This is a genomic window from Streptomyces sp. NPDC005492 (assembly GCF_040605995.1).
GTDB lineage: Bacteria > Actinomycetota > Actinomycetes > Streptomycetales > Streptomycetaceae > Streptomyces.
The window spans coordinates 182,882-209,671 of record NZ_JBEXDX010000010.1 but is presented as its reverse complement, the minus strand read 5'-3'; the positions used below and the strand labels follow the sequence as shown (position 1 = coordinate 209,671).

22 protein-coding genes are annotated in these 26,790 nt (G+C 70.0%); 18 read left to right on the top strand and 4 right to left on the bottom strand.

Translation table 11 applies throughout. The features are described from left to right. Positions 1–133 precede the first annotated feature (133 nt). From ABZT04_RS16970 to ABZT04_RS16940, 7 genes are all read left to right on the top strand, one after another. Positions 134–1,153 carry a rod shape-determining protein gene (locus tag ABZT04_RS16970; RefSeq protein WP_033328053.1) on the top strand — a complete coding sequence of 340 codons (1,020 nt, stop codon included), beginning with the start codon at positions 134–136 and terminating at the stop codon, positions 1,151–1,153. Positions 1,154–1,316: 163 nt separating this feature from the next. Further along, positions 1,317–2,258 carry a rod shape-determining protein MreC gene (mreC, locus tag ABZT04_RS16965; protein ID WP_356057144.1) on the top strand — a complete coding sequence of 314 codons (942 nt, stop codon included), beginning with the start codon at positions 1,317–1,319 and terminating at the stop codon, positions 2,256–2,258. Between the two features lie 12 nt (positions 2,259–2,270). Continuing rightward, on the top strand, positions 2,271–2,939 hold the full coding sequence (gene mreD, locus ABZT04_RS16960) for a rod shape-determining protein MreD (protein WP_356057142.1): 669 nt from the start codon (positions 2,271–2,273) through the stop codon (positions 2,937–2,939). Positions 2,940–3,034: 95 nt separating this feature from the next. After that, positions 3,035–5,299 (top strand): penicillin-binding protein 2, encoded by a 2,265-nt coding sequence (gene mrdA, locus ABZT04_RS16955; protein WP_356057140.1) that lies wholly within the window; start codon positions 3,035–3,037, stop codon positions 5,297–5,299. Beyond that, positions 5,296–6,492 (top strand): rod shape-determining protein RodA, encoded by a 1,197-nt coding sequence (gene rodA / locus ABZT04_RS16950; RefSeq protein WP_356057138.1) that lies wholly within the window; start codon positions 5,296–5,298, stop codon positions 6,490–6,492. Before mrdA ends, rodA begins: the two co-directional genes overlap by 4 nt. An 88-nt stretch (positions 6,493–6,580) precedes the next feature. After that, positions 6,581–8,092 carry a CYTH and CHAD domain-containing protein gene (locus ABZT04_RS16945; RefSeq protein WP_356057136.1) on the top strand — a complete coding sequence of 504 codons (1,512 nt, stop codon included), beginning with the start codon at positions 6,581–6,583 and terminating at the stop codon, positions 8,090–8,092. 70 nt (positions 8,093–8,162) lie between these two features. Then, complete coding sequence (locus ABZT04_RS16940; protein ID WP_356057134.1) at positions 8,163–10,112, top strand: TIGR03960 family B12-binding radical SAM protein; 1,950 nt, start codon at positions 8,163–8,165, stop codon at positions 10,110–10,112. A gap of 9 nt (positions 10,113–10,121) precedes the next feature. Here ABZT04_RS16940 and ABZT04_RS16935 read toward each other — a convergent pair whose 3' ends face one another. Both ABZT04_RS16935 and ABZT04_RS16930 read right to left on the bottom strand, forming a co-directional pair. Beyond that, positions 10,122–10,817 carry a DUF899 family protein gene (locus ABZT04_RS16935; RefSeq protein ID WP_356057132.1) on the bottom strand — a complete coding sequence of 232 codons (696 nt, stop codon included), beginning with the start codon at positions 10,815–10,817 and terminating at the stop codon, positions 10,122–10,124. 91 nt (positions 10,818–10,908) lie between these two features. Next, complete coding sequence (locus tag ABZT04_RS16930) at positions 10,909–11,385, bottom strand: Rrf2 family transcriptional regulator (protein WP_356057260.1); 477 nt, start codon at positions 11,383–11,385, stop codon at positions 10,909–10,911. Between the two features lie 168 nt (positions 11,386–11,553). Here ABZT04_RS16930 and ABZT04_RS16925 point away from each other — a divergent pair, with 168 nt between their 5' ends. Beyond that, positions 11,554–12,291, top strand: coding sequence for an NAD(P)H-binding protein (locus tag ABZT04_RS16925; protein ID WP_356057130.1), 738 nt, complete (start codon positions 11,554–11,556; stop codon positions 12,289–12,291). Between the two features lie 23 nt (positions 12,292–12,314). Here ABZT04_RS16925 and ABZT04_RS16920 read toward each other — a convergent pair whose 3' ends face one another. Together ABZT04_RS16920 and ABZT04_RS16915 are read right to left on the bottom strand one after the other, a co-directional pair. After that, positions 12,315–13,148, bottom strand: a complete 834-nt coding sequence (locus ABZT04_RS16920; RefSeq protein ID WP_356057126.1) for a hypothetical protein — start codon at positions 13,146–13,148, stop codon at positions 12,315–12,317. 113 nt (positions 13,149–13,261) lie between these two features. Then, positions 13,262–13,810 carry an isochorismatase family cysteine hydrolase gene (locus tag ABZT04_RS16915; RefSeq protein WP_356057124.1) on the bottom strand — a complete coding sequence of 183 codons (549 nt, stop codon included), beginning with the start codon at positions 13,808–13,810 and terminating at the stop codon, positions 13,262–13,264. A gap of 121 nt (positions 13,811–13,931) precedes the next feature. On the opposite strand from ABZT04_RS16915, the gene ABZT04_RS16910 reads away from it, so the two are divergent. From ABZT04_RS16910 to ABZT04_RS16865, 10 genes are all read left to right on the top strand, one after another. Next, a complete protein-coding gene (locus tag ABZT04_RS16910; RefSeq protein WP_356057122.1) occupies positions 13,932–14,543 on the top strand; it encodes a helix-turn-helix domain-containing protein in 612 nt (203 codons plus the stop codon). Between the two features lie 19 nt (positions 14,544–14,562). Continuing rightward, complete coding sequence (locus ABZT04_RS16905) at positions 14,563–15,042, top strand: GNAT family N-acetyltransferase (protein ID WP_356057119.1); 480 nt, start codon at positions 14,563–14,565, stop codon at positions 15,040–15,042. A 43-nt stretch (positions 15,043–15,085) separates the two neighbouring features. Further along, on the top strand, positions 15,086–16,267 hold the full coding sequence (locus ABZT04_RS16900) for a hypothetical protein (protein WP_356057116.1): 1,182 nt from the start codon (positions 15,086–15,088) through the stop codon (positions 16,265–16,267). Between the two features lie 46 nt (positions 16,268–16,313). Next, positions 16,314–17,081: a TIGR03936 family radical SAM-associated protein gene (locus ABZT04_RS16895; protein WP_356057113.1), complete on the top strand. Its 768-nt coding sequence runs from the start codon at positions 16,314–16,316 to the stop codon at positions 17,079–17,081. A gap of 264 nt (positions 17,082–17,345) precedes the next feature. Continuing rightward, positions 17,346–21,296: an Rne/Rng family ribonuclease gene (locus ABZT04_RS16890; protein WP_356057110.1), complete on the top strand. Its 3,951-nt coding sequence runs from the start codon at positions 17,346–17,348 to the stop codon at positions 21,294–21,296. Positions 21,297–21,526: 230 nt separating this feature from the next. Continuing rightward, positions 21,527–21,847: a 50S ribosomal protein L21 gene (rplU, locus tag ABZT04_RS16885; RefSeq protein ID WP_067245664.1), complete on the top strand. Its 321-nt coding sequence runs from the start codon at positions 21,527–21,529 to the stop codon at positions 21,845–21,847. Positions 21,848–21,861: 14 nt separating this feature from the next. Continuing rightward, positions 21,862–22,116 (top strand): 50S ribosomal protein L27, encoded by a 255-nt coding sequence (gene rpmA / locus ABZT04_RS16880; RefSeq protein ID WP_019063244.1) that lies wholly within the window; start codon positions 21,862–21,864, stop codon positions 22,114–22,116. 104 nt (positions 22,117–22,220) lie between these two features. Continuing rightward, the gene (obgE, locus tag ABZT04_RS16875; protein ID WP_356057107.1) at positions 22,221–23,657 is read left to right on the top strand and encodes a GTPase ObgE; all 1,437 of its coding nucleotides are present in this window, start codon (positions 22,221–22,223) and stop codon (positions 23,655–23,657) included. Between the two features lie 196 nt (positions 23,658–23,853). Further along, a complete protein-coding gene (locus tag ABZT04_RS16870; protein WP_356057105.1) occupies positions 23,854–25,404 on the top strand; it encodes an alkaline phosphatase D family protein in 1,551 nt (516 codons plus the stop codon). A 113-nt stretch (positions 25,405–25,517) separates the two neighbouring features. Continuing rightward, the gene (locus ABZT04_RS16865) at positions 25,518–26,681 is read left to right on the top strand and encodes a hypothetical protein (protein WP_356057102.1); all 1,164 of its coding nucleotides are present in this window, start codon (positions 25,518–25,520) and stop codon (positions 26,679–26,681) included. The last annotated feature ends 109 nt before the right edge of the window (positions 26,682–26,790 follow it).

Sequence of the window (26,790 nt, the reverse complement as noted above, 5' to 3'; positions counted from 1 at the left end):
GCGAAGACCCTCGCGCAGTGTTCGTGCAGGCGCGTCTACGATGGAAGCCTTCACGTCACAGCACCCACTTCGCCGACCTGAAAAGCCCTCAAAAGCTCCCGGGAAGGCCAGACGAATCCTGATGGGGAACTCAATGTCGTTCATCGGCCGTGACATGGCTGTCGACCTCGGGACCGCCAACACGCTGGTGTACGTCAGGGGTCGCGGGATCGTACTCAACGAGCCGTCCGTCGTCGCGATCAACACCAACACCGGTGGCATTCTCGCGGTCGGCTCCGAAGCCAAGAAGATGATCGGGCGGACGCCGGGCAACATCGTTGCCGTGCGCCCGCTGAAGGACGGTGTCATCGCCGACTTCGAGATCACCGAGCGCATGCTCCGCTACTTCATCCTGAAGATCCACAAGCGGCGCTACCTCGCCCGCCCCCGTGTCGTCGTCTGTGTGCCCTCGGGCATCACCGGCGTCGAGCGCCGTGCCGTCATCGAGGCGTCGTCCCAGGCCGGCGCCCGCCAGGTGCACATCATCGAGGAGCCCATGGCCGCGGCCATCGGTTCCGGCCTGCCGGTCCACGAGGCCACGGGCAACATGGTGGTGGACATCGGCGGCGGCACCACGGAGGTCGCGGTCATCTCGCTCGGTGGCATCGTCACCGCCCAGTCCATCCGCGTCGCGGGCGACGAGTTGGACAACGCGATCATCCAGCACATCAAGAAGGAGTACTCGCTCCTCCTCGGTGAGCGGACGGCTGAGCAGATCAAGATCACGATCGGTTCCGCGTACGACCTCGACGACGACCAGCACACCGAAATCCGCGGCCGGGACCTGGTCTCCGGTCTGCCCAAGACCGTCGTGATCTCCGCCGCCGAAGTCCGCAAGGCGATCGAAGAGCCCGTCAACGCGATCGTCGACGCGGTGAAGACGACCCTCGACAAGTGCCCGCCGGAGCTGTCCGGCGACGTCATGGACCGCGGAATCGTTCTGACCGGCGGCGGAGCCCTGCTGCGCGGTCTGGACGAGCGGCTGCGCCGGGAGACCGGTATGCCGATCCACATCGCCGAGGACCCGCTGGACAGCGTGGCGCTCGGCTCCGGCAAGTGCGTCGAGGAGTTCGAGGCGCTCCAGCAGGTCCTGGACGCCCAGCCGCGCAGATGACGTAACGCTTCGATTCCGCCGTACGGGATGATCCCCTCTCGTGCGGCGGATCGTTGATACGGAGGCATAGGCTCCGTCATAAGTCTCTGTAGCCATCCGCACGCACAACACCTGCATACCCGAACCTCTGCACATTTCTATGAGGAAGGCACGGCCGCCGCACGTGAGGGACACACGAGAGAGCCGGCTGCTCCTGGTGCTGCTGATCGCCGTCGCGTTCGCGTTGATCACGGTGGACATCCGGGGAGGGCAGGACTCGCCGGTCGAGGGCGCCCGCCGGGCCGCGGCCACCGTGTTCGGCCCGATCGAGAACGGCGTGTCGTCCGCCGTCAACCCGGTCGGTGACGCGGTCTCCGCGGTCCGTGACTCCGGTGCGCGGCACGACCGGCTCGCGCTCCTGGAGAAGGAGAACGCGGCCCTCAAGGCGAAGCTCGGCAGCGACGACCGCAACCGCAGCCGCCTGACCCAGCTCGACAAGATTCTGAAGGTGGCCGGCGAGGGCCAGTACGGCATCAAGGGCGCCCAGGTCATCGCGATAGGAGCCGCCCAGAGCTTCTCCTGGACGATCACCATCGACATCGGCGCCAACGACGGCATCAAGCGCGACATGACCGTCCTCAACGGCGACGGACTGGTCGGCCGCGTCACGACCGTCGGCCCCGACGCCTCCACCGTCCTGCTCGCCAACGACCCCGACTTCACCGTCGGCACCCGCATGGAGGGCAACGACGAACTCGGCTTCGCCTCCGGCGAGGGCGACGGCCCGCTGCGCGTCGAACTCCTCAACGGCAAGGCCGAGGTGCGGAAGGGCGACCGGCTCATCACCTTCGGCTCGCAGGCCGACAAGCCGTTCGTGCCCGGTGTCCCGGTCGGTACCGTCTCCCGCGTGGACCCCTCCAGCGGCGGCCTGACCCGCACGCTGTACGTCACGCCGTACGTCAACTTCACCAAACTCGACATCGTCGGCGTGGTCGTGGAGGCCCCGAAGAAGGACCCGCGCGACACGGTCCTGCCCGCGAAACCCAAGCCGACCCCGACCCCGACGGTGACCGTCACGGTCACCCCGTCCGCGAACGCGCCGGTCGACGGCCAGCAACAGCAGTAGGAGCTCCTCCCCATGCGTGTCAACCGGATCCTGCTCTCCGTGCCGCTGGTCGTCGTCGCCCTCGTGATCCAGGTGAGCGTCCTCGCCCGCCTCCACCTCCCCGGCGCCGTCCCCGACCTGCTGCTCCTCACCGTCCTCGGCCTCGCCATGGTCTACGGCCATGTCACGGGCGCACTCATCGGCTTCGGTGCCGGACTCCTCGCCGACCTCGCCCCGCCCGCCGACCACGCGGCCGGCCGCTACGCGCTCGTGCTCTGCGTGATCGGCTACCTCGCGGGCCTCACCAAACCGGAGAACGGCCGCCTCAAGTCGGCGACCGGCCCGATGGCCGTCGTGGTCGCCGCCGCCATCGGCGCCACCCTCCTCTACGCCGGTGTCGGCGCCCTCGTCGGCGACACCACCGCCCGCCATGTGGGCCTCGGCAGCCTGCTGTTCACGGCCGCCCTCTACGACCTGCTGCTCGCCCCGTTCGTCGTCCCCGGCGTCATGGCGCTGGCCCGGCGCGTCGACAACGACCCGCTCGCCGAGACCAACGCCGCCAAGTCGGCCGACATCTCCTCGGGTTGGCTCGCCTCGGGCACCGGCCTGAAGATCGGCGGCCAGCGCGGCGGACTCCGGATGAAGACGGCCCGCGCGCGGGTGGCCCGCGCCGGGCGCATCAAGGGGGTCAAGCGGCTTTGAGGACAGGGGAGTTGGCGTACGGGCTCACAGCCACGTCGTATATGACTCATACACGCACCGACTCGCACACGTACTGAGAGGGGGCGGCAGCACGCATGACCAACATCCCGGAGACCGGACGGACTCCACGGGTCCAGATCAGGCTCGTCGTCATCCAGATCCTCGTCCTCTCCCTCCTCGGCACCCTCGGCGGGCGCCTCTGGTACCTCCAGATCCGTGAGGGCGCCGCATACCAGAAGGAAGCGTCCGGCAACCACGTCCAGCAGGTCGTCGATCCCGCGGTGCGCGGTTCGATACTGGACGCGCGCGGTGTGCCCCTCGCCGACAACGAGACCCGGCTGGTGGTCTCCGCCTCCCGCACCGACCTGCTGAAGCAGGCGGACGACGGCAAGGCCGTCCTCACCAAGCTGGCCGGCGTGCTGGGCGTGAAGCCCGAGGACGTGATCCAGAAGGTCCGGCTGTGCGACGCCAAGACCCCGCAGCCCTGCTGGAACGGCTCGCCGTACCAGCCGATCCCGATCACCGACGAGGCCACCGCCAAGCAGGCCCTCCAGATCCGCGAGCGCTCCGAGGACTTCCCCGGCATCACCGCCGAGCCCGAGGCCGTCCGCCGCTACGCCGCCCCCGGCGACGCCAACGCGGCCCAGGTCCTCGGCTATCTCTCGCCGGTCACCGACGACGAGATCACCCAGGCCCAGAACACCGACTCGCCGTATCTCCGCTCCGACCAGGTCGGCCGCTCGGGCCTTGAGCGCCAGTACGACAAGGAGCTGCGCGGCAAGGCCGGCGTCACCCGCTACGAGGTCGACAACCTCGGCCGGGTGATCGGCAAGGCCAAGTCGGATGCGTCGCAGCCCGGTTCGAACCTCGTCACCAGCATCGACGCCCGGGTGCAGCGCGTCGCCGAGTACCAGCTCGACAAGGCGATGAAGGCTGCCCGCCAGCAGTTCGACAAGATCACAGGCGAGAACTACAAGGCCGACTCCGGTGCCGTCATCGTGATGGAGGCCAAGACCGGCCGGATCGTCGCCATGGCCTCCGCGCCGACGTACGACCCGAACGTCTGGGTCGGCGGCATCTCCGCCAAGGACTACAAGGCCCTCACCGGCAAGAACTCCGACTACCCGCTGCTGAACCGGGCCATACAGGGTCAGTCGGCGCCCGGTTCGACGTTCAAGGTGGTCTCCACGGCCGCCGCGGTCGAGGCCGGCTACGAGTGGGACGGCGGCTACCCCTGCACCAGTTCGTACTCGGTGGGCGGCCAGGTCTTCAAGAACTTCGAGGGCGAGAACTTCGGCCCCATCTCCCTGGGCCGCGCGCTGGAGGTCTCCTGCGACACCGTCTTCTACGGCCTCGCCGACGCCCAGTGGAAGAAGGACGGCGGCATCAACCCGAAGAAGGGCCAGCCGAAGGACTACTTCTACAAGGCGGCCCACCAGTTCGGCCTCGGCAAGCCCACCGGCATCGACATCCCGAACGAGGTCACCGGCCGCGTCCCGGACCGCAAGTGGAAGCAGGAGACCTACCAGGCCAACAAGGCCTACTGGTGCAAGACCGGGAAGAAGGACGGCACGTACGTCCAGAAGATCGCCTACGAGAACTGCCTCGAGGGCAACAAGATGCGTGAGGGCGACTCGATCAACTACTCCATCGGCCAGGGCGACACCCTCGTCACGCCGATCCAGGAGGCCATGATCTACGGCGCCCTCGCCAACGGCGGCACCGAGTACGTCCCCACCATCGGCAAGGCCATCGTCAGCGCCGACGGCAAGACCGTCCAGGAGATCAAGCCCAAGGTCAAGGCCAAGCTGCCGATCAGCGCGGCCACGCACAAGGGCATCGACAAGGCCCTCGCGGGCGTGGTCACCAGCGGTACCGCCGCCTGGAAGTTCCAGGGCTGGCCGCAGGACAAGATCGAGCTGCACGCCAAGACGGGTACGGCCGAGGTCTACGGCAAGCAGACCACCTCGTGGTTCTCGACGTACACCAAGGACTACACGGTCGTCATGACGATCGCTCAGGCCGGTACCGGTTCGGGCGCCTCGGGTGAGGCCGTGCGCAACATCTACAACGCGATGTACGGCGTCCAGGCCGACGGCTCCATCGACAAGAAGAAGGCCCTGCTGCCCACCCCGCAGACGAGCCTCCCGAAGGTCCGCGCCGACGGCACCATCGCCTCCCCGAAGATCACCGCCGACCCGGCCAAGGAGCTGGAGAAGCAGCAGCAGAAGGCGACCGAGGAGGGCGCCACGGCCGCGGACGAGACCCAGCCGCCGGCCACCTCGCCCTCGCCGTCCGCCACCGACCGCAACACCCGCAGGCGCCCGCGCAGAAGGGGAAGCCGGAGGATGCTCACATGACCGGCAACAGCTTCTCGGTCTCCGGATACGGTCCCGAGCGGGCCGGCTGGACGCGGGTCTTCGCCCGTGACTCGCTGGCCCGCCGGCTGGACTGGCCGATACTGTTCTCCGCGATCGGGCTGTCCCTGATCGGTTCGCTGCTGGTCTTCTCGGCGACCCGCAACCGCACCGAGATCAACCAGGGCGACCCGTACTACTTCCTGATCCGGCACCTGATGAACACCGGCATCGGCATCGCCCTGATGATCGGCGTGATCTGGGTCGGCCACCGCACCCTGCGGGTCGTCGTCCCGTTCCTCTACGGCGCCTCGGTGTTCGGCATCCTGCTGGTGCTCACCCCGCTGGGCTCCACGGTCAACGGCGCGCACTCCTGGATCGTGCTCGGCGGCGGCTTCTCGCTCCAGCCCTCGGAGTTCGTGAAGATCACGATCATCCTGGGCATGGCGATGGTGCTCGCCGCGCGGGTCGACGCGGGCGACAAGCCCTACCCCGACCACCGCACGGTCCTCCAGGCCCTGGGCCTTGCCGCCGTCCCGATGATGATCGTGATGCTGATGCCCGACCTCGGGTCGGTCATGGTCATGGTCATCATCGTGCTCGGTGTGCTGCTGGCCTCCGGCGCCTCCAACCGCTGGATCTTCGGCCTGCTGGGCGTGGGCGCGATCGGCGCGGTCGCGGTGTGGCAACTGCACATCCTGGACGAGTACCAGATCGCCCGCTTCGCCGCCTTCGCCAACCCGAGCCTCGACCCGGCCGGCGTCGGCTACAACACCAACCAGGCCCGTATCGCGATCGGCTCCGGCGGCCTCACCGGCGAGGGCCTCTTCCACGGCTCCCAGACGACCGGTCAGTTCGTCCCCGAACAGCAGACGGACTTCGTCTTCACGGTCGCGGGCGAGGAGTTGGGCTTCTTGGGCGCGGGCCTGATCCTCCTGCTGGTCGGCGTGGTGCTGTGGCGCGCCTGCCGCATCGCCCGCGACTCGACCGAGCTGTACGGCACGATCGTCGCCGCCGGGATAGTCGCCTGGTTCGCCTTCCAGGCCTTCGAGAACGTCGGCATGACCCTCGGCATCATGCCCGTCACCGGCCTCCCGCTGCCCTTCGTCTCCTACGGCGGCACCTCGATGTTCGCGGTGTGGGTCGCGGTGGGTCTGCTCCAGTCGATCCGGGTCCAGCGACCCATGTCCGCCTGACCGCTACCCGCACACTCGCCCGGGTTTCCCCGCGGTTCATGGGGGACGCCCTCTGCCATCCCGGCCGGTCAGCAACTAGATTCAGGTCATGGCGGACACAAAGCGCGAGATCGAGCGTAAGTACGAGTCCGACGAAAGCGGCCTGCCCGATCTGACCGGCGTCGCAGGGGTCAAGACCGTCATCGACAAAGGCGTCGCGAGTCTGGACGCCGTCTACTACGACACGGCCGACGAACGCCTCGCGGCGGCCTCGATCACCCTGCGCCGCCGCACCGGTGGCTCCGACGCGGGCTGGCACCTGAAGCTGCCGGTCGAGCCCGGCGTCCGCGACGAGATCCGGGAACCGCTCTCCGACACCGTGCCCCGCGCCCTCGCCGGACTGGTCCGGTCCCGGGCCCGCGAGGCCGAGCTGGTGCCCGTCGTCCGCCTGCGCTCCGACCGTGACGTACGCCATCTCGTGGACGCCCAGGGCACGTTGCTCGCCGAGGTCAGCGTGGACGCCGTACACGCCGAACGGCTCACCGAAGGCGGCGGCACCGCCCAGTGGACCGAGATGGAAGTCGAACTCGCCGACGACGGCGACCCGGCCTTCCTCGACAAGGTGGAGAAACGCCTGCGCAAGGCGGGCGTACGACCGTCGTCGTCCGCTTCCAAGCTGGCCAGAGCGCTCTCGGAGACCGCTCCGAAAAAGAAGCAGCGCAAGACACCCCCCGCCCCCGAGGAACCCCGCACCGCCGGCGACCACGTCCTCGTGTACATCCGCGCCCAGCGGGACGCGATCCTCGAACTCGACCCCGCCGTACGGCAGGACGCCCACGACTCCGTGCACCGCATGCGCATCGCCACCCGCCGCCTGCGCAGCGCCTTCCGCTCCTACGGCAAGGTCCTCGACCGCACGGTCACCGACCCGATCGGCGAGGAACTGAAGTGGCTGGCAAGCGAGTTGGGGGTGGACCGCGACCGCGAGGTGATGACCGAGCGCCTGACGTCGGTCCTCGCCGAACTGCCCCGCACCCTGGTCTCCGGCCCGATCCGCACCCGTATGCGCACCTGGGCGGGCGCCCGCCGGGGCGGCTCGCGACGCCGGCTGACCGGCGTCCTGGACTCCAAGCGCTATCTCGCGCTCCTCGACACCCTGGACGCGCTGGTCGCCGAGCCTCCCCTCCTGCCGGACGCCGCCGGCGGGCCGGCCAAGGTGATCGGCAAGGCCGTACGCAAGGATCTGGGCAAGGTCTCCGCGCTCGTCGAGCAGGCGCTCGCCACCGCCGAGCCGGGCACGGACCGGGACGTCGCCCTGCACGAGGCCCGCAAGAAGGCCAAGCGCACCCGGTACGCGGCGGAGGCGGCCACCCCGGCGCTCGGCGACTCGGCCCGCACCCTCGCCAAGTCCATGAAGTCCCTGACCAGCCTGCTCGGCGACCACCAGGACAGCGTCATGGTCCGCCTGACCCTGCGCGAGCTGTCCGCCGTGGCGCACGCGGCGGGGGAGAGCTCGTTCACGTACGGCGTGCTGTACGGACGGGAGGAGCAGCGGGCGGCCGGGGTGGAGGCGGCGCTGCCGGAGGTGTGGAAGGGGATCGTGGCGGAGGCGTCGGTCTGAGCGTGCGGGGGCGGCACGGGATCGCGTTAGTCTTGATGGTCACCCCTGTCTGCTCACGAAGGTTCCCGCGATGCCTGCCGAGTCGGTTTTCCCGCAGCTCGAAGCCTTGCTCCCGCATGTGCAGAAGCCGATCCAGTACGTCGGCGGCGAGCTCAACTCCACGGTCAAGCCGTGGGAGTCGTGCGATGTCCGCTGGGCGCTGATGTACCCGGACGCGTACGAGGTCGGCCTGCCCAACCAGGGCGTCATGATCCTCTACGAGGTCCTGAACGAGCAGGAGGGCGTCCTCGCCGAGCGCACCTACAGCGTGTGGCCGGACCTGGAGGCGCTGATGCGGGAGCACCGCGTCCCGCAGTTCACGGTCGACAGTCACCGCCCGGTCGGCGCCTTCGACGTGTTCGGGTTGAGCTTCTCCACCGAACTCGGCTACACGAACATGCTGACGGCCCTGGACCTGGCCGGCATCCCGCTGGAGTCCAAGGACCGCACGCTCGACGACCCGATCGTGCTGGCGGGCGGCCACGCGGCCTTCAACCCCGAGCCGATCGCGGACTTCGTCGACGCGGTGATCATCGGCGACGGCGAGCAGGCCGTCCTCGACATGACGAAGATCATCCGAGGGTGGAAGGCGGAGGGCCGCCCGGGCGGCCGCGAGGAGGTCCTCTTCCGCCTCGCGAAGACGGGCTCGGTCTACATCCCGGCGTTCTACGACGTCGAGTACCTCCCCGATGCCCGTATCGCCCGCGTGGTCCCCAACAGGTCGGGCGTCCCGTGGCGGGTGTCGAAGCACACGGTCATGGACCTGGACGAATGGCCGTACCCCAAGCAGCCGTTGGTCCCCCTGGCCGAGACGGTCCACGAACGAATGTCGGTGGAGATCTTCCGCGGCTGCACCCGCGGCTGCCGCTTCTGCCAGGCGGGCATGATCACCCGCCCGGTGCGCGAGCGCTCGATCACCGGCATCGGCGAGATGGTCGAGAAGGGCCTGAAGGCCACGGGCTTCGAGGAGGTGGGTCTCCTGTCCCTCTCCTCCGCGGACCACTCGGAGATCGGCGACATCGCGAAGGGCCTGGCCGACCGCTACGAGGAAGACAAGATCGGCCTCTCCCTCCCCTCCACCCGGGTGGACGCCTTCAACGTCGACCTGGCGAACGAACTGACGCGCAACGGCCGCCGCTCGGGCCTGACCTTCGCCCCCGAGGGCGGCAGCGAGCGTATGCGCAAGGTCATCAACAAGATGGTCTCGGAAGAGGACCTGATCAGGACCGTCTCCACGGCCTACGGCAACGGCTGGCGCCAGGTGAAGCTGTACTTCATGTGCGGCCTGCCGACCGAGACCGACGAGGACGTCCTCCAGATCGCCGACATGGCGATGAACGTGATCGCCGAGGGCCGCAAGGTCTCCGGCCAGAACGACATCCGCTGCACGGTCTCGATCGGCGGCTTCGTCCCCAAGCCCCACACCCCCTTCCAGTGGGCTCCGCAGCTCTCGGCGGAGGAGACGGACGCCCGCCTCACCAAGCTCCGCGACAAGATCCGAGGCGACAAGAAGTACGGCCGCTCGATCGGCTTCCGCTACCACGACGGCAAGCCCGGCATCGTCGAGGGCCTCCTCTCCCGGGGCGACCGCCGCATCGGCGCGGTCATCCGCGCGGTCTACGAGGACGGCGGCCGCTTCGACGGCTGGCGCGAGCACTTCTCCTACGACCGCTGGATGCGCTGCGCGGAGAAGACGCTGCCGGCCTTCGGCGTGGACGTCGACTGGTACACCACCCGCGAGAAGACCTACGAGGAGGTCCTCCCCTGGGACCACCTCGACTCCGGCCTCGACAAGGACTGGCTCTGGGAGGACTGGCAGGACGCCCTCGACGAGACGGAGGTCGAGGACTGCCGGTGGACGCCGTGCTTCGACTGCGGGGTGTGCCCGCAGATGGACACGTCGATCCAGATCGGGCCGACCGGCAAGAAGCTGCTGCCGTTGACGGTGAAGCAGCCTGCGGGGAGTGGGCACGGGCACTGAGGGGGGCGCTCAGCCGACGGGGTCCGAGGGGCCGTAGAGCGTGGCGATGTCCTTCGATGTCGCCCAGCGGCTGTAGGTCGGCGACTGGGGCCAGTTGGCCGGTGAGTCCTGCCATTCCTCCTGGCGGCCGTACGGCAGGAGGTCGATCAGGGCGAAGGTGTGGCTGAGCTGTTCGGTGCCGCGGCCGTCGGTGTGCCAGGTGCGGTAGACGGTGTCGCCGTCGCGCAGGAAGACGTTGACCGCGAAGCCGCCGGCGGGGGGTGCGCCCACATCGGCGCCGAACGAGCTGTTCGCGGTCGAGTACCAGGGCATGCGGTTGCCGACCCGCTGCTTGTAGGCGAGCGCCTCGTCGATCGGGCCCTGGGTGACGATGACGAAGCGCGCGTCGTAGTTGTCCAGGAACTCCAGGCGGGTGTACTGCGAGGTGAACCCCGTACAGCCGGGGCACTGCCATTCCTTGCCGGTGAACCACATGTGGTTGTAGACGATCAGTTGCCGCTTGCCTTCGAAGACGTCCGCCAGACGGACGGGGCCGTTCTCGCCGTCGAGGGTGTAGTCGGGCATCTCGACCATCGGCAGACGGCGGCGTTCGGCGGCGATGGCGTCGAGCTCCCGTGTCGCGGCCTTCTCCCGGGCGCGGAGCGTGGTGAGCCGGCCTTCCCAGGTCGCGGCATCGACGACGGGGGGTAGTGCGTCGGCGGTCATGGTTCCTCGCAGAGTTCGGGCGTGGCTTGCCTTGTGGGGAGACAGACCGTGCCGGGCTCCGGAACTCATCGGTTCCGAGGGGGAAACCGTCCTACCCGTCGGGAGAGGTCAGCCAACCCCCCACCACCGTCAGCGTCCCCTCCCCGGAGTCGGACTCCACGTCGGCGGCCAGGTCGGCGATCGTGACCGAGCGCAGGGCGTCGCGGCGGGCCGACTCGGCGGCGGCCATGGTGCGGGAGATCGGGCAGGGTTTGGTGCAGGCCTCACGCGGGGTGGCCATCGGGCCGCGTTGGCGGATCTCCGTGCAGACGAAGGCCGGGTCGGGGCCGTCGATCGCCTCGACGACCTCGAGCACGGTGATCGACGCGGGGGAGCGGGTCAGGACGTAGCCGCCCGACTTCCCCTGTACCGATCGCACCAGGCCGGCGCGGGAGAGGGCCTGGAGCTGCTTGGCGAGGTAGGTCGGCGACACGTCGTGGAACTGGGCCAGGCGCGCGGCCGGTACCGGATCCTCCGTCGAGGTCAGGACAACGCAGCAGTGCAGGGCCCACTCGACTCCGCCGGACATCTTCACCCGCTCATTTTACCCGGACAGCCGTTGACTCGGACATCTGTTGTCCGGGTATTATCTCGGAGAGAACTCGGATAGGAAGTGTCCGAGTTTCGTGGCCGAGGTGCCGACGGAACCGTCCGGCGGTACATATCGGACACCAGTCGTCTATGGAAGGCGTGTGCCATGAAGATCGCAGTCATCGGTGGAACCGGGCTGATCGGGTCGCAGGTCGTGAAGAACCTGAACGCGGCCGGGCATCAGGCCGTGCCGCACTCCCAGTCCACGGGCGTGGACATCATCAGTGGTGAGGGGCTGGAGGCGGCCGTCGCGGGCGTCGACGTCGTCGTCAATCTGACGAACTCACCGACCTTCGACGACGCCTCCCTCGGCTTCTTCCAGGCGTCGATGGACAACCTGGTCGCCGCCAGCGAGAAGGGCGGGGTCGGCCACTTCGTCATCCTGTCCATCGTCGGTGTGGACCAGGTGCCGGGGCTTGACTACTACCGGGCGAAGGTCCTCCAGGAGGACATCCTCAAGGCCGGGTCGGTGCCGTACTCCATCGTCCGCGCCACGCAGTTCATGGAGTTCATGGACGCCACCCTGGCCATGACCACCGACGGCGACACCGTCCGCCTGCCGCGTACGCCGGTCCAGCCGATCGCCGCCGCGGAGGTCGCCGCCGTCGTCGCCGAGGTCGCCGTCGGCAGCCCGCTGAACGGCGTCCTCAACATCGCGGGCCCGGACGTCTACCCCCTCGACGAACTCGGCCGGCTCACCCTGACCGCCAAGGGCGGCACGGCCACCGTGGTCACCGACGACACGGCCGGCATGTTCGCCGCCGTCCCCGGTGACGTCCTCATCCCGCAGGCCGGAGACGGCGCCTGCGTCACGGCCACCCACTACACGGACTGGCTGGCCTGAGCCGAGCCGAAGTCCGGGGCGGGCTACGGCTGTTGGCTCTGGGTGGCCGACGCCGACGCCGGTGGGTAACTCGGGTGCAGTGAAGAAGGAAGCGGGGCCAGCGACTCGCACAGCGAGGTCGGGAACGCGGGCTCCGCACGGTGTACGGCCGCGCAGCCGCCGCTCGCAGTCGCCGTGATCGGGGACCAACCCGAGGGCTTCGCGCGGAAGAACCACCGGTCGCCCAGTTGCGAGGAGCAGCCGGACGGTGACGCGGTCGTGTCGCCGCAGACCGGGCCCGTGCGCCAGGAGAAGTCGAGGACCAGCCACTTGCCCTCGCAGTGCTCCGAGTCGAGGTAGGTGTGCTCGGGGGCGTCGGCCGCCTTCAGTGCCTGCTCGTAGGAGGCGCTGGTGCAGCCGGTGGCCGCCGGGTGGCAGCCGAGCTCTCCGCAGAGCCGTAGCGCGGGCGGCTTGGCACCGTCGGCGGTGAATACCACGTCGTGGTCGACGACCAGTTCCTGGCTGCCCAGGGGTTCACGCAGCCGGACCCGCGTCGAGCCCGTGCGCTCCCCGGTGCATCCGGAGCGTCTGTCCCCATCCGGTGAGGAGAAGGTGACCTGGACCCACACGTTGTTCTTCGTCGGTTCGGTGAGTACCGCCTTGAGGGCCCGCACGCACGGGCCCTTGCCGTCGGGCAGTTGGACGTCGAGGGTCAACGTGCGCTGGTCCGTGCCGAGTCGGGCCGCGGTGACCGCGGAGGGCTGCTCCGTGGTCCAGGGGAGCGACGCGGTCGGCGTCGCTCCGTCCGCACCACCGGCGACCTGCGTTCCGCAGGCGCCCAGCAGCAGTACGGCTACGGCGCAGAGTGCCGCGGACACCGTCGCCCTTCGCGTTCTTCCTCGTCGCACGAGTGCTCAATCCCCCCTGATGGCACGGGTGTTGACCCCGGCCCCCCGAATACCCGGCTCTCAATATAGGGAGTGGGCGGGTCTCAGCGTGCGGCGACCCAGTCCGCCACCGTCGTGACCTCCGCCTGCGTCGGGAACACCTTCTCCGTGAGGACCCGGTGCACCTCCGGGTCGTTGTCGAGGCAGCCGTCGGACAGGACGGTGAGGGTGAAGTCCAGGTCGGCCGCCTGGCGGAGAGTGGACAGGACGACTCCGCTGGTGGCGATGCCGGTCAGGACCAGGTGGTCGATGTCTTTCGCCCGCAGGACCATGTCGAGGTCGCTGCCGGCGAACGCGCTGACGCGGCGCTTGGTGACGAGGATGTCGCCGGGCTCGGGGGCCACGTCCGGGTGGATGTCGTTGGCCTGGCCGGCGGCCGACGCGGGGGAGCCCGCGAGCCTGCCGAACATCTTGTTGCGGGCGCTGATCTCCGGGGCACCGGGGCGGAATCCGACGGTCACGTAGATCACGGGGACGCCGCCCGTACGGGCCGTGCCGATCGCCTCGCGCAGACGCGGCAGATAGGCCGGGTCGGGATAGCGGTCGACGATGACGCGCTGGACGTCCATGACGAGGAGGGCCTGCTGGGGCACCGTTGTCCTTTCATCGGGGCTGCTGAGCTAAGTCATCAGGTGATTACTTGCTCAACGTAGCCATGCCCTGTAGTCATGTCAACGAATGATTACTTGACCTGTCGGAAGGAGATCGCCGGTGATGACGAGCGAGGCCGACGGGCGTCGTCGGCGGGACGCGGCGGCGACCCGGCAGGCGCTGCTGGAGGCCGCGAGCAGCCGGTTCACCCGGCTCGGCTACGACCGCACCACGCTGCGCGATGTCGCCGCCGACGTCGGGGTCAACCTCGCGCTCATCAAGCGGTACTTCGACTCGAAGGAGGGCCTGTTCAAGGCGGCCCTCGCCTCAACTCCCCGGTTCCTGGGGCGTGATGAGCATTTCCCAAACGACCGGGCCGGCCTCGCCGAGGCGCTCAGCCGCCAACTGTCCGCCGGTGCCTGGCCGGAGTTCGGCGAACACCCCGTCCTGCTGCTGCTCCGCGACTCCGGGGACGAGCGCGTGGACGCCCTGCGCCGGAAGGCCCTGGACGAGTTCGGCCGCCAGATCCTCCAGGCGTCCGGCGCGGCACCGGCGGAGGAGGACGACGAACGGCTGCTGCGGGCCCAACTCCTCGTCGCGCTGGGTGTCGGCGTCGCCGTTGTGCGGTCCGCCGTGGGTCTGCAACCGCTGCGTGACGCGAGCGCCGAGCAACTGGCCGCGCCCCTGCGGGAGATCGTCGACGCGCTGCTGACGCCCCCTGCCGACGATCGCTGAACTCCCGCACACTGCACGGGTGGACGACCTCACGATCCGCCCCGCCGAACCCGCCGAGCTGGACGTCGTCGCCGGGTTGCGGTGGCGGTGGGTACTGGAGAGCGGGCACCAACCCATCACCACCCGCCAGGAGTTCGTACGGCATCTCGTGAACTGGGCGGCGGAGAACGCCGGTTCGCACCGGTGCGTGGTCGTCGTACGGGGTGGCGTGATCATCGGGATGGCGTGGCTGGCCGTCGTGCAGCGGGTGCCAAGTCCGCGTGCCCTGCGGCGGGCCAGCGGCGATCTGCAGTGCGTGTACGTGATCCCCGGCGAGCGGGACGGCGGTGTCGGCGGGCGGCTCGTGGAGGCGGTGCTGGCCCGCGCCCGTGAACTCGGCCTCGAACGCGTCACCGTGCATTCCTCACCCCGGGCGATCCCGGCGTACGCCCGACGCGGCTTCGTCTCCTCACCGCGTCTGCTGCACACCGATGTCGCCCGTACCGACCCCTACCCTTGACCGCGAATGGATCCGGATGGGGCGTTGTGGCGTCTTGGCAGGTATGGACGCCCCTGTGAACTTCGAGAAGCCGTCCGTGCGGCCCCCGGTTCAGCCGCCCGAAGGGTGTCTCGCCGTCGCGATCCGTGTTCCCGTGCGGATCGTCGTGCTCGTGCTGGTCGTGCCGGTGCGGTTGGTGTGGGACGCGCTGGTGGTCGGCGGGCGGTTCCTGTACCGCACGGTGCTGGGGCCGTTGGCGCGCGCGGTGTTCGTGTGGCCGTGGGTCGCGCTGTGGCGGTATGTCGTCGTGCCCGTCGCCAAGGCGGTCGGATGGCTCACCTACGTTCTTGTTCTCGTGCCCCTCGGCTGGTTGTACGTGTCCGTGCTGACTCCGGTCGGTCATGGCGTCCGGGCCGGGCTGGTGTGGGCGTACGCGCGCGTGCTCACTCCCGTCGGGCACGCGTGCGTGTGGGTCGTCGACAGGGTGGCCGCCGGTGTGGCCTGGCTGGGGCGGTATCTGCTCGTCGTACCGGCCCAGTGGTTGTACGCGTGGGTGCTCGCGCCGGTCGGGCGGGGTGTGCGGTGGCTCGTGAAGGCGGTCGGCACCGGTGTCGGTCTCGCCCTGTACTGGGCGGCTCGGATTCTGCTGGTCCTGCCCGCGGTCGCTCTCTGGCGCTGGGTGCTCACGCCGGTCGGCCGTGCCATCGCCTGGTGCGGGCGAGGGTTGTCGTGGCTTTTGAAGACCGCCGTTACGGGTGTTGGTGTCGTCCTGTACTGGGCGGCTCGGATTCTGCTCGTGCTGCCTGCCGTCGCTCTCTGGCGCTGGGTGCTGACACCGGTCGGGCGGGTCCTGCTCGTCGTAGGGCGGGAGGTCCGGGACGCGCTCGGGCATGCCTGGCGGATCGCGGGGCATGTCTCGCTCGCCGTGGGGCGGGCGCTGGGGACCCTCTTCCGGTGGATCTTCGTGGCGCCGGTGAGCTGGGTGTACCGGACCGTTCTCACCCCGGTCGGGCACCTCGTACGGGACCTGGTGCTGCGGCCCGCCGCCGAGGCCGCGCGCGGTGTGGGGCGGGTCACCCGGCAGGCGCTGGCCGCCGCGCGCGAGTCCGCCCGGCAGGCCCGTGCCGACTTCCGGCGGATGGTTTTCGGCGAGCCGCGACAGCCGCTGCCGGTGGAGCGACGGGAACCGACGGGCGACGAGACACGTACTCTTGGTAGAAGTACGACCGTTCTCACGAAGGACTAGGACACTGGGCAAGCGACAGCCCGAAGGCCCGCCGCCCGCACCCGCGGTGCAGCGCATCCGACTGCGCTACACCAAGCGCGGCCGCCTCCGGTTCACCAGCCACCGAGACTTCCAGCGCGCCTTCGAGCGTGCGCTGCGCCGCGCCGAGGTGCCCATGGCGTACTCGGCGGGGTTCACACCGCACCCGAAGGTGTCGTACGCCAATGCCGCACCCACCGGCACGGGCAGTGAGGCGGAATATCTGGAGATCGCGCTCACCGCCGAGCGCGACCCCGACAAGCTGCGCGAGCTGCTCGACGAGTCGATGCCCGTCGGGCTCGACATCGTCGACGCGGTCGTGGCCCGGACCTCCGGGCTCGCCGACCGGCTCACGGCTTCCGTGTGGGAGCTGCGGCTCGACGGGGTGGCGCCCGAGGACGCCGAGCGCGCGGTGGCCGCGTTCAACGCGGCCGAGAGCGTCGAGGTCCAGCGCATGGCCAAGAACGGCATGCGCACCTTCGACGCCCGCCCCGCCGTAGCCGCTCTTGAGACGCTCGGTCCACAGCCTGATAGGCCTACCGACCAGGCCTGTGCGATACTGCGGCTGGTTGTTCGGCACGTGACGCCTGCCGTTCGACCCGACGACGTCCTGTCCGGTCTTCGCGCCGTGGCCGACCTGGCGCCGCCGGTCGCCGCAGCGGTGACCAGGCTGGCGCAGGGGCTGTTCGATGAAGAGACCGGCACGGTGACCGACCCGCTCGCGCCCGACCGCGAGGCAGCAGTGACCGGGAATCCCACGGTCGCCGAAGCTGCCGCCGCGAAGGCGCCGGCGTAGGGAAGGTTCCGCGTAGGGACGGACGTCGTAAGCGCCGCCCTCGGACTCGGGAGCCACCTGGGTCGGGCAGCGCACCGACCACAAGACTTTCGCCAGGCCGTCCGCAACTGGGCGTACGGAACCGGCGAGACAGGACACAGAGAGCTCCCGTGCGGCGCCCGCGCCCCGGACGGCGGCACCGCGCAACGCGCGAGCCGCGGACGTCACCGGCATCCAAGCCGGACCAGGCGCGGCGCCCGGGAGCCTGACGGGAGAAACGCCCGCATGCTCGAACCGACCGAACCCACTGAGGGTTCCGAACTGAACACCCCCAGCGACACGCTGCCGCCGCGCCGCAGGCGCCGCGCCGCGTCTCGCCCCGCGGGACCGCCGACCGCCGCCGAGGGCGCGGTCGAAAGCGGCGCTCCGGCCATACCGGCCGAGGCTGTCGACGAGACCCCCGAGCCGGTCGCGGCCGAGGCGCCCGCCGTCGTAGAGGCGGAAGCAGAGGCCGAAGAGGCCGCTCCTGCCGCTCGTACGCGTCGGCGTGCGACCCGGCGGGTGTCCGCGCCCGCCGGTGCGCCCGAGGCCGCTGAGGCGCCCGAGGCTGCCGAGATCGTGGTGCCGGCCGTTGCCGCCGCCGCGCCCGACGCCGTCGAGGAGGCCGCGCCCGTCGTGGCCGAGGACGATGCCGCTCCGCCCCGCACCCGCCGTCGCGCCACCCGCCGGGTGACCGCGCCCGAGACCGTCGCCCCTGAGGCCGTGGTCGAGCCGGTGCGGGAGACCGCTGAGGCGCCCGCCGTCGTAGAAGCGGAAGTAGAGGCTGAAGAGGCCGCTCCTGCCGCTCGTACGCGTCGGCGTGCGAGCCGTCGTGCCGCCGCGCCCACCGGTGCGCCGGAGGCCGCCGAGGCGCCCTCGGTGACCCCCGAGTCCGAAGAACTGACCGAAGGTGCCGCGCCCGCGGCGTCCGATGAGGATGCCGCCCCGCGCCGGAGCCGTCGTCGCGCCACGCGCCGTGTGTCCGCGCCTGCCGGGACGCCCGTGGGCGAGGAGGCCCCTGTGCACGACGAGACCCCCGCGGAGACCGCGGAGACGAACACCACCGCCGACGCTCCCGCCGAGGACTCCGGGCCGCGTCGTCGGCGCCGCGCCGTGCGGACCGCGGCCGGAGGGTTCTCCGCGCCCGCGCCCAAGAAGGGCAACGGCGCCGAGGAGGAGGACGGCCCGCGCCGCCCCGCCCGGCCCGCCGTGGCCGTGTTCCGGGCGCCCGTCTTCACCGAGCCGATGTTCCAGACCCCTGAGCGGGCCGCCGCCGCTGCCGCCGAGGCAGCTGACGACGACGAGGAAGAGGTCGTCGTCGCCGAGCCGGTCGCCGTGGAGGTCGTCGAGGAGGAGAGCGGCGGTCGACGCCGTCGGCGTCGCCGGGGTGCCGCCTCCGAGCCGGAGCCCGAGGCTCCGGCCGTGGCCGAGGCCGTCGTGGAGGAAGAGCCGGAGGAGGCCGACGAGGCCGCCGAGGACTCCGCCGACGACGAGGCCGAGGAGACCGGTTCGCGCCGCCGCCGTCGCCGCGGTGGCCGGCGTCGTCGCCGGGGCGAGTCCGCCACCGGTGAGGACGAGGGCGAGGACGGCGAGGAGTACGCCGCCGATCAGGCGGCGCGGGCCGATGAGGAAGCAGCGGACACCGCCGAGCAGGTCGAGGAGGACGCCGAGGAGGCGGACGACGACCAGGGCGGTTCCGGGTCCAGCAGCAGCCGTCGTCGGCGTCGCCGTCGCCGTCGCGCCGACTCGGGCGGCGAGGCCGAGACGTCCTCGTCGGCCGACGACCCCGAGCGCACCGTCGTCAAGGTCCGTGAGCCGCGCGCCAAGAAGGACGACCACCCCAGCGACGAGGTGCAGTCCATCAAGGGCTCGACGCGCCTCGAAGCCAAGAAGCAGCGCCGCCGTGAAGGCCGCGAGCAGGGGCGCCGACGCGTCCCGATCATCACCGAGGCGGAGTTCCTGGCCCGCCGTGAGGCCGTCGAGCGTGTGATGGTCGTCCGGCAGAGCGGTGAGCGCACGCAGATCGGCGTCCTGGAGGACGGTGTGCTCGTCGAGCACTACGTCAACAAGGAGCAGTCGACCTCGTACGTCGGCAACGTCTACCTGGGCAAGGTCCAGAACGTACTGCCCTCCATGGAGGCCGCGTTCATCGACATCGGCAAGGGGCGCAACGCCGTCCTGTACGCCGGTGAGGTCAACTTCGAGGCGCTCGGCATGGCCAACGGGCCGCGCCGTATCGAGTCCGCCCTGAAGTCCGGGCAGTCCGTGCTCGTGCAGGTCACCAAGGACCCGATCGGGCACAAGGGCGCGCGGCTGACCAGCCAGGTCTCCCTTCCCGGGCGCTACCTCGTGTACGTCCCCGAGGGCTCGATGACCGGTATCAGCCGCAAGCTGCCCGACACCGAGCGGGCCCGGCTGAAGACCATCCTCAAGAAGATCGTCCCCGAGGACGCGGGCGTCATCGTGCGCACCGCCGCCGAGGGTGCGAGCGAGGACGAGCTGAGCCGTGACGTCGAGCGGCTCCAGGGGCAGTGGGAGGACATCCAGAAGAAGTCGAAGAACGGCGGCTCGAACGCGCCGTCGCTGCTGTACGGCGAGCCGGACATGACCGTCCGCGTCGTGCGCGACATCTTCAACGAGGACTTCACCAAGGTCATCGTCAGCGGTGACGAGGCGTGGGACACCATCCACGGCTATGTCTCGCACGTCGCCCCCGACCTCGCCGACCGGCTGTCCAAGTGGACCTCCGAGGTCGACGTCTTCGCGACGTACCGCATCGACGAGCAGCTCATGAAGGCGCTGGACCGCAAGGTCTGGCTGCCCAGCGGCGGTTCGCTGGTCATCGACAAGACCGAAGCGATGATCGTGATCGACGTCAACACCGGCAAGTTCACCGGTCAGGGCGGCAACCTCGAAGAGACCGTGACCAGGAACAACCTGGAGGCGGCCGAGGAGATCGTGCGCCAGCTCCGGCTGCGCGACCTGGGCGGCATCGTCGTCATCGACTTCATCGACATGGTCCTGGAGTCCAACCGCGACCTGGTGCTACGGCGCCTGCTGGAGTGCCTGGGCCGCGACCGTACGAAGCACCAGGTCGCCGAGGTCACCTCGCTTGGCCTGGTGCAGATGACCCGCAAGCGTGTCGGACAGGGCCTGTTGGAGTCCTTCTCCGAGACCTGCGTCCACTGCAACGGCCGTGGCGTGATCGTGCACATGGAGCAGCCGACCTCGGTCGGTGGCGGCGGCAAGCGCAAGCGGCGCGGGCGCGGGGGTGACGGGGCCGGGCAGGACGCCCACGACACCCACGAGCACGAGCACGACGAGGTCGAGACCGAGGCGGAGGTGGCGGCCGAGGTCGCCATGCCGGTGCCGTTCGCGGAGACCCCCGCGGCGAAGCCGCTGATGGATACTTTCCGGCCCGACGAGGATCTGTACAGCAGCGCCGCCGAGGCGGAGGCCGCGGCCACCCGTGGCGGGCGTTCGCGGCGCCGGACGAGCCGTCGGGCGTCGGCTCCGGCCGGTGCGCCGAAGGCGGAGTCGCGGCAGCCGCGCGAGACCCGTGAGGAGCGCGAGGCCCCCGTGGAGGCCGAGCCGGCAGCCGTCGCGCAGGCCGAGCCCGTCGCCGTGGAGGACCCGGTGGTCGAGACCCCGGCCGCCGTCGAGGCCCCCGCGGTCGAAGACGCGGCGCCCAAGGGCCGTACGCGGCGCCGGGCGACCCGCAAGGCGACCGCGCCCGCCGGTTCACCGGCCGGGTCCGAGGAAGCCGCCGTGGTGACGGTCACCGAGGCCGCCGCTCCGGTCGTCGAGGCACCCGCCCCCGTCGAGCAGCCCGAGGCGCCCGCCGAGAGCGCGGCTCCGGCCCGCCCCCGGCGTCGTGCCGTGCGCAAGGCCACCGCGCCCACCGCGTCCGAGGAGGCGGCCGTCGTGGTCGTACCGTCGGCCGTGACGGAGGAGGCCCCCGCAGCCGAGGCGGAGGCGGAGGCTCCCGCCAAGAAGACGGCCGCTCGCAAGGCCGCCAAGAAGGCCCCGGCGAAGAAGGCGGCCGCCAAGAAGACGGCGGCGACCAAGACCGCGGCCAAGAAGACGGCCGCGAAGAAGACGACGGCCAAGAAGGCCGCCAAGACCACGTCGAAGAAGACCGCGGCGGCGGAGCGGACGTCGTCGTCCGCCGTCAGCGCCTCCACCGACGAGGACTGAAACCCGGGGGTGTGCGACCGGTCCCTGTGACCGGTCGCACACCCTCAGGGGCCCGGTTTGACCTGTTCGGCCGTGGCCCCGTAGCCTTGACCGTCGGCGTGTCCACAGGTGACACGCCACATCCCCGTAAACCTCTTCCTCCCGGGTGTGTTCCACCGGGAGAGGCCGTCTGCTCTGCAGGGCGGCTGGACTGCGGGGGTGCCGTTCCCGAGCGAGAGAGTGAGATCCGCGTGTACGCCATCGTGCGCAGCGGTGGTCGCCAGCACAAGGTTGCTGTCGGCGACATCGTTGAGGTTGACAAGATTTCCACTGCCCAGGTTGGCGACACGGTCGAGCTCTCGACCCTGCTCGTTGTCGACGGCGACGCTGTGACCAGCGACCCGTGGGTCCTGGCCGGCATCAAGGTCCAGGCCGAGGTCGTGGACCACCACAAGGGCGTCAAGATCGACATCCTTCGCTACAAGAACAAGACCGGTTACCGCCGTCGTCAGGGCCACCGCCAGCAGTACACGGCGATCAAGGTCACTGAGATCCCCGCGGCTGCGAAGTAAGGGACTGAGGAGAGATGGCACACAAGAAGGGCGCATCGTCCACTCGGAACGGTCGCGACTCCAATGCCCAGCGGCTCGGCGTGAAGCGCTTCGGCGGTCAGGTCGTCAACGCGGGTGAGATCCTGGTCCGCCAGCGCGGCACCCACTTCCACCCCGGTTCGGGCGTCGGCCGTGGCGGCGACGACACGCTGTTCGCGCTGAACGCCGGTGCGGTGGAGTTCGGTACCCACCGTGGCCGCAAGGTCGTGAACATCGTTCCGGTCGCCTGATCGGAAGCTTTCGCGAGGCGGACCTCACTTCCCCTGGTGGGAAGCGGGTCCGCCTTTCGCGTGTTAGTACAAAGAAACCCCGTACGTAACTGGAGGCACATCCCATGACCACCTTCGTGGACCGCGTCGAGCTGCATGTCGCCGCGGGTAACGGAGGCCACGGCTGTGCCTCCGTCCACCGTGAGAAGTTCAAGCCGCTCGGCGGCCCGGACGGTGGCAACGGCGGACGGGGCGGGGATGTCATCCTCGTCGTCGACCAGTCCGTGACCACCCTGCTCGACTACCACCACTCCCCGCACCGCAAGGCCACCAACGGCAAGCCCGGCGAGGGCGGCAACCGCTCCGGCAAGGACGGCCAGGACCTGGTCCTGCCGGTGCCGGACGGCACGGTCGTGCTCGACGGCGCGGGCAATGTGCTCGCCGACCTGGTCGGCCACGGCACCTCGTACATCGCCGCGCAGGGCGGCCGGGGCGGCCTCGGCAACGCGGCGCTGGCCTCGGCCCGCCGCAAGGCCCCCGGCTTCGCGCTGCTCGGCGTCCCCGGTGACCTCCAGGACATCGTGCTGGAGCTGAAGACGGTCGCCGACGTGGCACTGGTGGGCTACCCGAGCGCCGGCAAGTCCTCGCTGATCTCCGTGATGAGCGCGGCCAAGCCGAAGATCGCCGACTACCCCTTCACGACCCTGGTCCCGAACCTCGGTGTGGTCACGGCCGGCGAGACGGTCTACACGATCGCCGACGTGCCCGGTCTCATCCCCGGCGCCAGCCAGGGCAAGGGCCTCGGCCTGGAGTTCCTGCGCCACGTCGAGCGGTGCAGCGTCCTCGTGCACATCCTCGACACCGCGACGCTGGAGTCCGAGCGCGACCCGATCTCCGACCTCGACACCATCGAGGAGGAGCTGAAGCAGTACGGCGGGCTCGACAAGCGGCCGCGCATGGTCGTCCTGAACAAGATCGACGTACCGGACGGCAAGGACCTCGCCGAGATGGTGCGCCCTGACCTGGAGGCGCGCGGCTACCGCGTCTTCGAGGTGTCCGCGGTCGCGCACATCGGACTGCGTGAACTGTCCTTTGCGCTCGCGGAGTTGATCGCCGAGGCGCGCGCCGCGAAGCCGAAGGAGGAGGCGACCCGGATCGTCATCCGCCCGAAGGCGGTCGACGACAGCGGATTCACGGTCGTACAGGAGGAGGACGGTCTCTTCCGCGTGCGCGGTGAGAAGCCCGAACGCTGGGTCCGCCAGACCGACTTCAACAACGACGAGGCCGTCGGCTATCTCGCCGACCGGCTCAACCGCCTCGGTGTGGAGGCGGAGTTGATGAAGGTGGGCGCACGCTCCGGCGACGGCGTTGCGATCGGTCCCGAGGGCAACGCGGTCGTCTTCGACTGGGAGCCGACCGTCATGGCCGGCGCGGAGATGCTGGGTCGGCGCGGCGAGGACCACCGGCTCGACGAGCCGCGGCCGGCGACACAACGCCGCCGCGACAAGCAGGCCGAGCGGGACGAGGCGGCGCAGGAGTTCGACGACTTCAAGCCCTTCTGAGCCGTCCTGCGTCCGGCGTGCTGATCGTCCGTCAGGCGTGACCAAAACTGGCTGAGACCCGTTGCTCTTCGAGCAACGGGTTTCTTGCTGTGTGCTCATTTGTCATGGACGCGATACTTACTGTTCAACGGGTGGGACTCCGCGCACTGTGAGGCTTCAAGGAACCCAAGAGGCCAACGTCGCAAGGGAGTTCACGATGACCGGAGCCGTATCACCCGATCGACGACGTTTTCTCGCGGCCGGCGCGGCGGTGCTCGGGGCCGCCGCCTCCGCCCAACTGTGGCTGCCGACCTCCGCCCGAGCAGCCGAAACCCCGCTGCCCGACGGGGTGTTCAGCCTCGGCATCGCCTCCGGCGACCCGCTCCCCGACGGCATCGTGCTGTGGACGCGCCTCGCCCCCGACCCGCTGAACGGCGGCGGGATGCCCGAGCGGGTGGTCCCCGTGGAGTGGGAACTCGCCGAGGACGCCCGTTTCAGAAAGAGCGTGCGCCGGGGAATCGCGGCGGCCCGGCCCGAGTACGGGCACAGCGTTCACGTGGATGTACGGGGACTGCGCCCGGGCCGTGACTACTGGTACCGCTTCCGCACCGACGGACAGATCTCCGCCACCGGCCGCACCCGCACCGCGCCGCACGCGAACAGTTCCGGCGGCCGGCTGCGCGTCGCGCTCGCCTCCTGCCAGAACTGGCAGAACGGCTACTTCACGCCGTACGCCGACATGCTGGACCAGGACCCCGACTTCGTGCTCTTCGGCGGCGACTACATCTACGAGTCGGCGCCGTCGAACGCGGGCCCGCGCCGGCACGAGGGGACCGGTGAGCCGTACAGCCTGGTCCAGTACCGCAACCGGTACGCGCAGTACCGCAGCGACCCGGACCTGCTGGCGATGCACGCCAACACCCCCTGGGTGGTGACCTTCGACGACCACGAGGTGGACAACGACTGGGCGGGCGAGGTCCCGCAGGACCCGGCCCAGCAGTCGCACGACGCGTTCGTGGCCCGGCTGACGGCGGCCTTCCAGGCGTACTACGAGCACATGCCGGTGCGCGCGAGCGCCGTTCCGAGCGGGCCGCACATCCAGATGTACCGGCGCCTGGAGTTCGGCCGGCTGATGCGGCTCAACGTGCTGGACACCCGGCAGTTCCGCAGCGACCAGGCCACCACGCAGGCCGGCGCCGAGGACCCGGCGATGACGATGATGGGCGCCGAGCAGAAGGAGTGGCTGCTGCACGGGCTGCGCCACTCGCCGGCCCGCTGGAACGTCATCGCCTCGCAGATCATGATGGCCGAGACGGACACCCTGCTCGGCGCGGGCAAGCAGTGGTTCTACGACGCCTGGGACGGCTACCAGGTCGAACGCAACGCCCTGTTGGAGGACTTCGGGAGCGTCCGCAACCCCGTGGTGCTCAGTGGCGACCGGCATCTCACGATGATCAGCGACCTCAAGGAGGACTTCGCCGACCCGGACGCCGACGTCGTCGGCGCCGAGTTCGTCGGCACCTCCATCTCCAGCAACGGCGACCAGGACCAGGCCGCCTTCCACGCCCAGTGGGACCCGCTGATGGCGGACAACCCGCACTGGAAGGTGATCGACGCCCACCGCGGCTACCACCTGTTCGACATCCGCCGGGACGGCATCGACGCGAAGGTCAGGGTCGTGGACACCGTGCTGAAGCCCACGGCGACGCCGAGTACCTATGCCGCACTCCGGGTGGAGTCGGACGACCCCGGCGTCCGGGTCGTATGACACCTCTTCGACGCGTCTTGGTATGAAGCGCGTGTGAACGGAGCCTGGGACTCATCTGTGTCCCAGGCTCCTCTCAGGTCGGACTCAGGAACAACTCTTACCGTCCGTTAACCATGGAGACGGATTGCATTAAGGAAGCGTTGCCCGTCGGGACCCGGCTGCTGCACATCGGACCGCACAAGACCGGGACCACCGCCATCCAGGGCGCGCTGTTCGCCGCGAAGGACACGATGCCCGAGCACGGCGTCGACTTCCCCGCGCACAGCAGACACCCGATGGAGGCGGCCCTCGCCGCCTGCGCCCGGCCCGCGATGATGGGCGACACCGTGCCCACCGACAAGCACTGGACACGGCTCCTGGACGCGGTCCGCGCCACCGGGGGCCGCACCTCGGTGATCAGCAGCGAGTTCTTCGCCGACGCCGAGGACGACGAGACGATCGCCCGGATCGTGGAGCAGCTCGGCGGCGAGCGCGTGCACATCCTGATCACCGTGCGCCCTCTGGCGAAGATCATGCCTTCGCAGTGGCAGCAGTACGTGCAGAACGGCCTGCGCATGGGCTACGGCAACTGGCTGGAGCACATGCTCCGCAAGGCGCCCTACGAGCAGCCCAACCCCAGTTTCTGGCGGCGCCACCGGCACGACCGGCTGGTGGAGCGGTGGGTACGGGCCGTGGGTCCCGAGCGGGTCACCGTCGTGGTGGTCGACGACAGCGACCGGGACGGGCTGCTGCGCACCTTCGAGGCGCTGCTCGGACTGCCCACGCAGCTGCTCCAGCCGGTGCCGGACGCGGCCAACCGTTCCCTCACCCTCGCCGAGACCGAAATGCTGCGGAAGCTCAATGTGGAATTCCGCGGCAATGGGCTCCCCGACGAGCTGTATTCCAAGCTCGTGCGCAACGGCGCGGTCATGCATATGAAGAATGCGTGCAGCCCCACCCCGCAGGATGTGAAGATCACCACGCCCCGGTGGGCCGTCGAGGCGGCGGGCACGCTCGGCGCCGAGATGGCCGCGACCATCGCCGCCACGGGCGTGCGGATCGTCGGCGACACCGCGCTCCTGTCGGCCGTACCGCAGGCCGCGGAGAAGGCGCCCGCGGCGCCGCGGATCGCGCCCGAGGTGGCCGCCCAGGCGCTGTACGGGGCGCTCGCGGCGGTGGCCGCCGCGCCGGTGCGGCACACCGCGCCGGCGAAGGCGCGGACCGTCCACCAGACGTCGTCGAAGGAACTCGTCCGCGTTCTCGGTCACCGTTGTCTGAAGAAGCTGCGGCGTCGCTGAGTGGTGCCCGCGCACGGTTACCAGCAGTACAAGATGAATGACAGATGACGCGTACATATGCGGCGGAGGTCACTCGCCTTGCACTGCGGTAACCGTGAGTGGGACCATT

What these genes read in the sequence shown, in the direction of transcription:
- ABZT04_RS16970 (WP_033328053.1), top strand. Translation starts at nt 134, where the DNA reads ATGTCGTTCATCGGCCGTGACATGGCTGTCGACCTCGGGACCGCCAAC.
- mreD (WP_356057142.1), top strand. Translation starts at nt 2,271, where the DNA reads ATGCGTGTCAACCGGATCCTGCTCTCCGTGCCGCTGGTCGTCGTCGCC.
- mrdA (WP_356057140.1), top strand. Translation starts at nt 3,035, where the DNA reads ATGACCAACATCCCGGAGACCGGACGGACTCCACGGGTCCAGATCAGG.
- rodA (WP_356057138.1), top strand. Translation starts at nt 5,296, where the DNA reads ATGACCGGCAACAGCTTCTCGGTCTCCGGATACGGTCCCGAGCGGGCC.
- ABZT04_RS16945 (WP_356057136.1), top strand. Translation starts at nt 6,581, where the DNA reads ATGGCGGACACAAAGCGCGAGATCGAGCGTAAGTACGAGTCCGACGAA.
- ABZT04_RS16940 (WP_356057134.1), top strand. Translation starts at nt 8,163, where the DNA reads ATGCCTGCCGAGTCGGTTTTCCCGCAGCTCGAAGCCTTGCTCCCGCAT.
- ABZT04_RS16935 (WP_356057132.1), bottom strand. Translation starts at nt 10,817, where the DNA reads ATGACCGCCGACGCACTACCCCCCGTCGTCGATGCCGCGACCTGGGAA.
- ABZT04_RS16930 (WP_356057260.1), bottom strand. Translation starts at nt 11,385, where the DNA reads ATGTCCGGCGGAGTCGAGTGGGCCCTGCACTGCTGCGTTGTCCTGACC.
- ABZT04_RS16925 (WP_356057130.1), top strand. Translation starts at nt 11,554, where the DNA reads ATGAAGATCGCAGTCATCGGTGGAACCGGGCTGATCGGGTCGCAGGTC.
- ABZT04_RS16910 (WP_356057122.1), top strand. Translation starts at nt 13,932, where the DNA reads ATGACGAGCGAGGCCGACGGGCGTCGTCGGCGGGACGCGGCGGCGACC.
- ABZT04_RS16900 (WP_356057116.1), top strand. Translation starts at nt 15,086, where the DNA reads ATGGACGCCCCTGTGAACTTCGAGAAGCCGTCCGTGCGGCCCCCGGTT.
- ABZT04_RS16890 (WP_356057110.1), top strand. Translation starts at nt 17,346, where the DNA reads ATGCTCGAACCGACCGAACCCACTGAGGGTTCCGAACTGAACACCCCC.
- rpmA (WP_019063244.1), top strand. Translation starts at nt 21,862, where the DNA reads ATGGCACACAAGAAGGGCGCATCGTCCACTCGGAACGGTCGCGACTCC.
- obgE (WP_356057107.1), top strand. Translation starts at nt 22,221, where the DNA reads ATGACCACCTTCGTGGACCGCGTCGAGCTGCATGTCGCCGCGGGTAAC.
- ABZT04_RS16870 (WP_356057105.1), top strand. Translation starts at nt 23,854, where the DNA reads ATGACCGGAGCCGTATCACCCGATCGACGACGTTTTCTCGCGGCCGGC.
- ABZT04_RS16865 (WP_356057102.1), top strand. Translation starts at nt 25,518, where the DNA reads ATGGAGACGGATTGCATTAAGGAAGCGTTGCCCGTCGGGACCCGGCTG.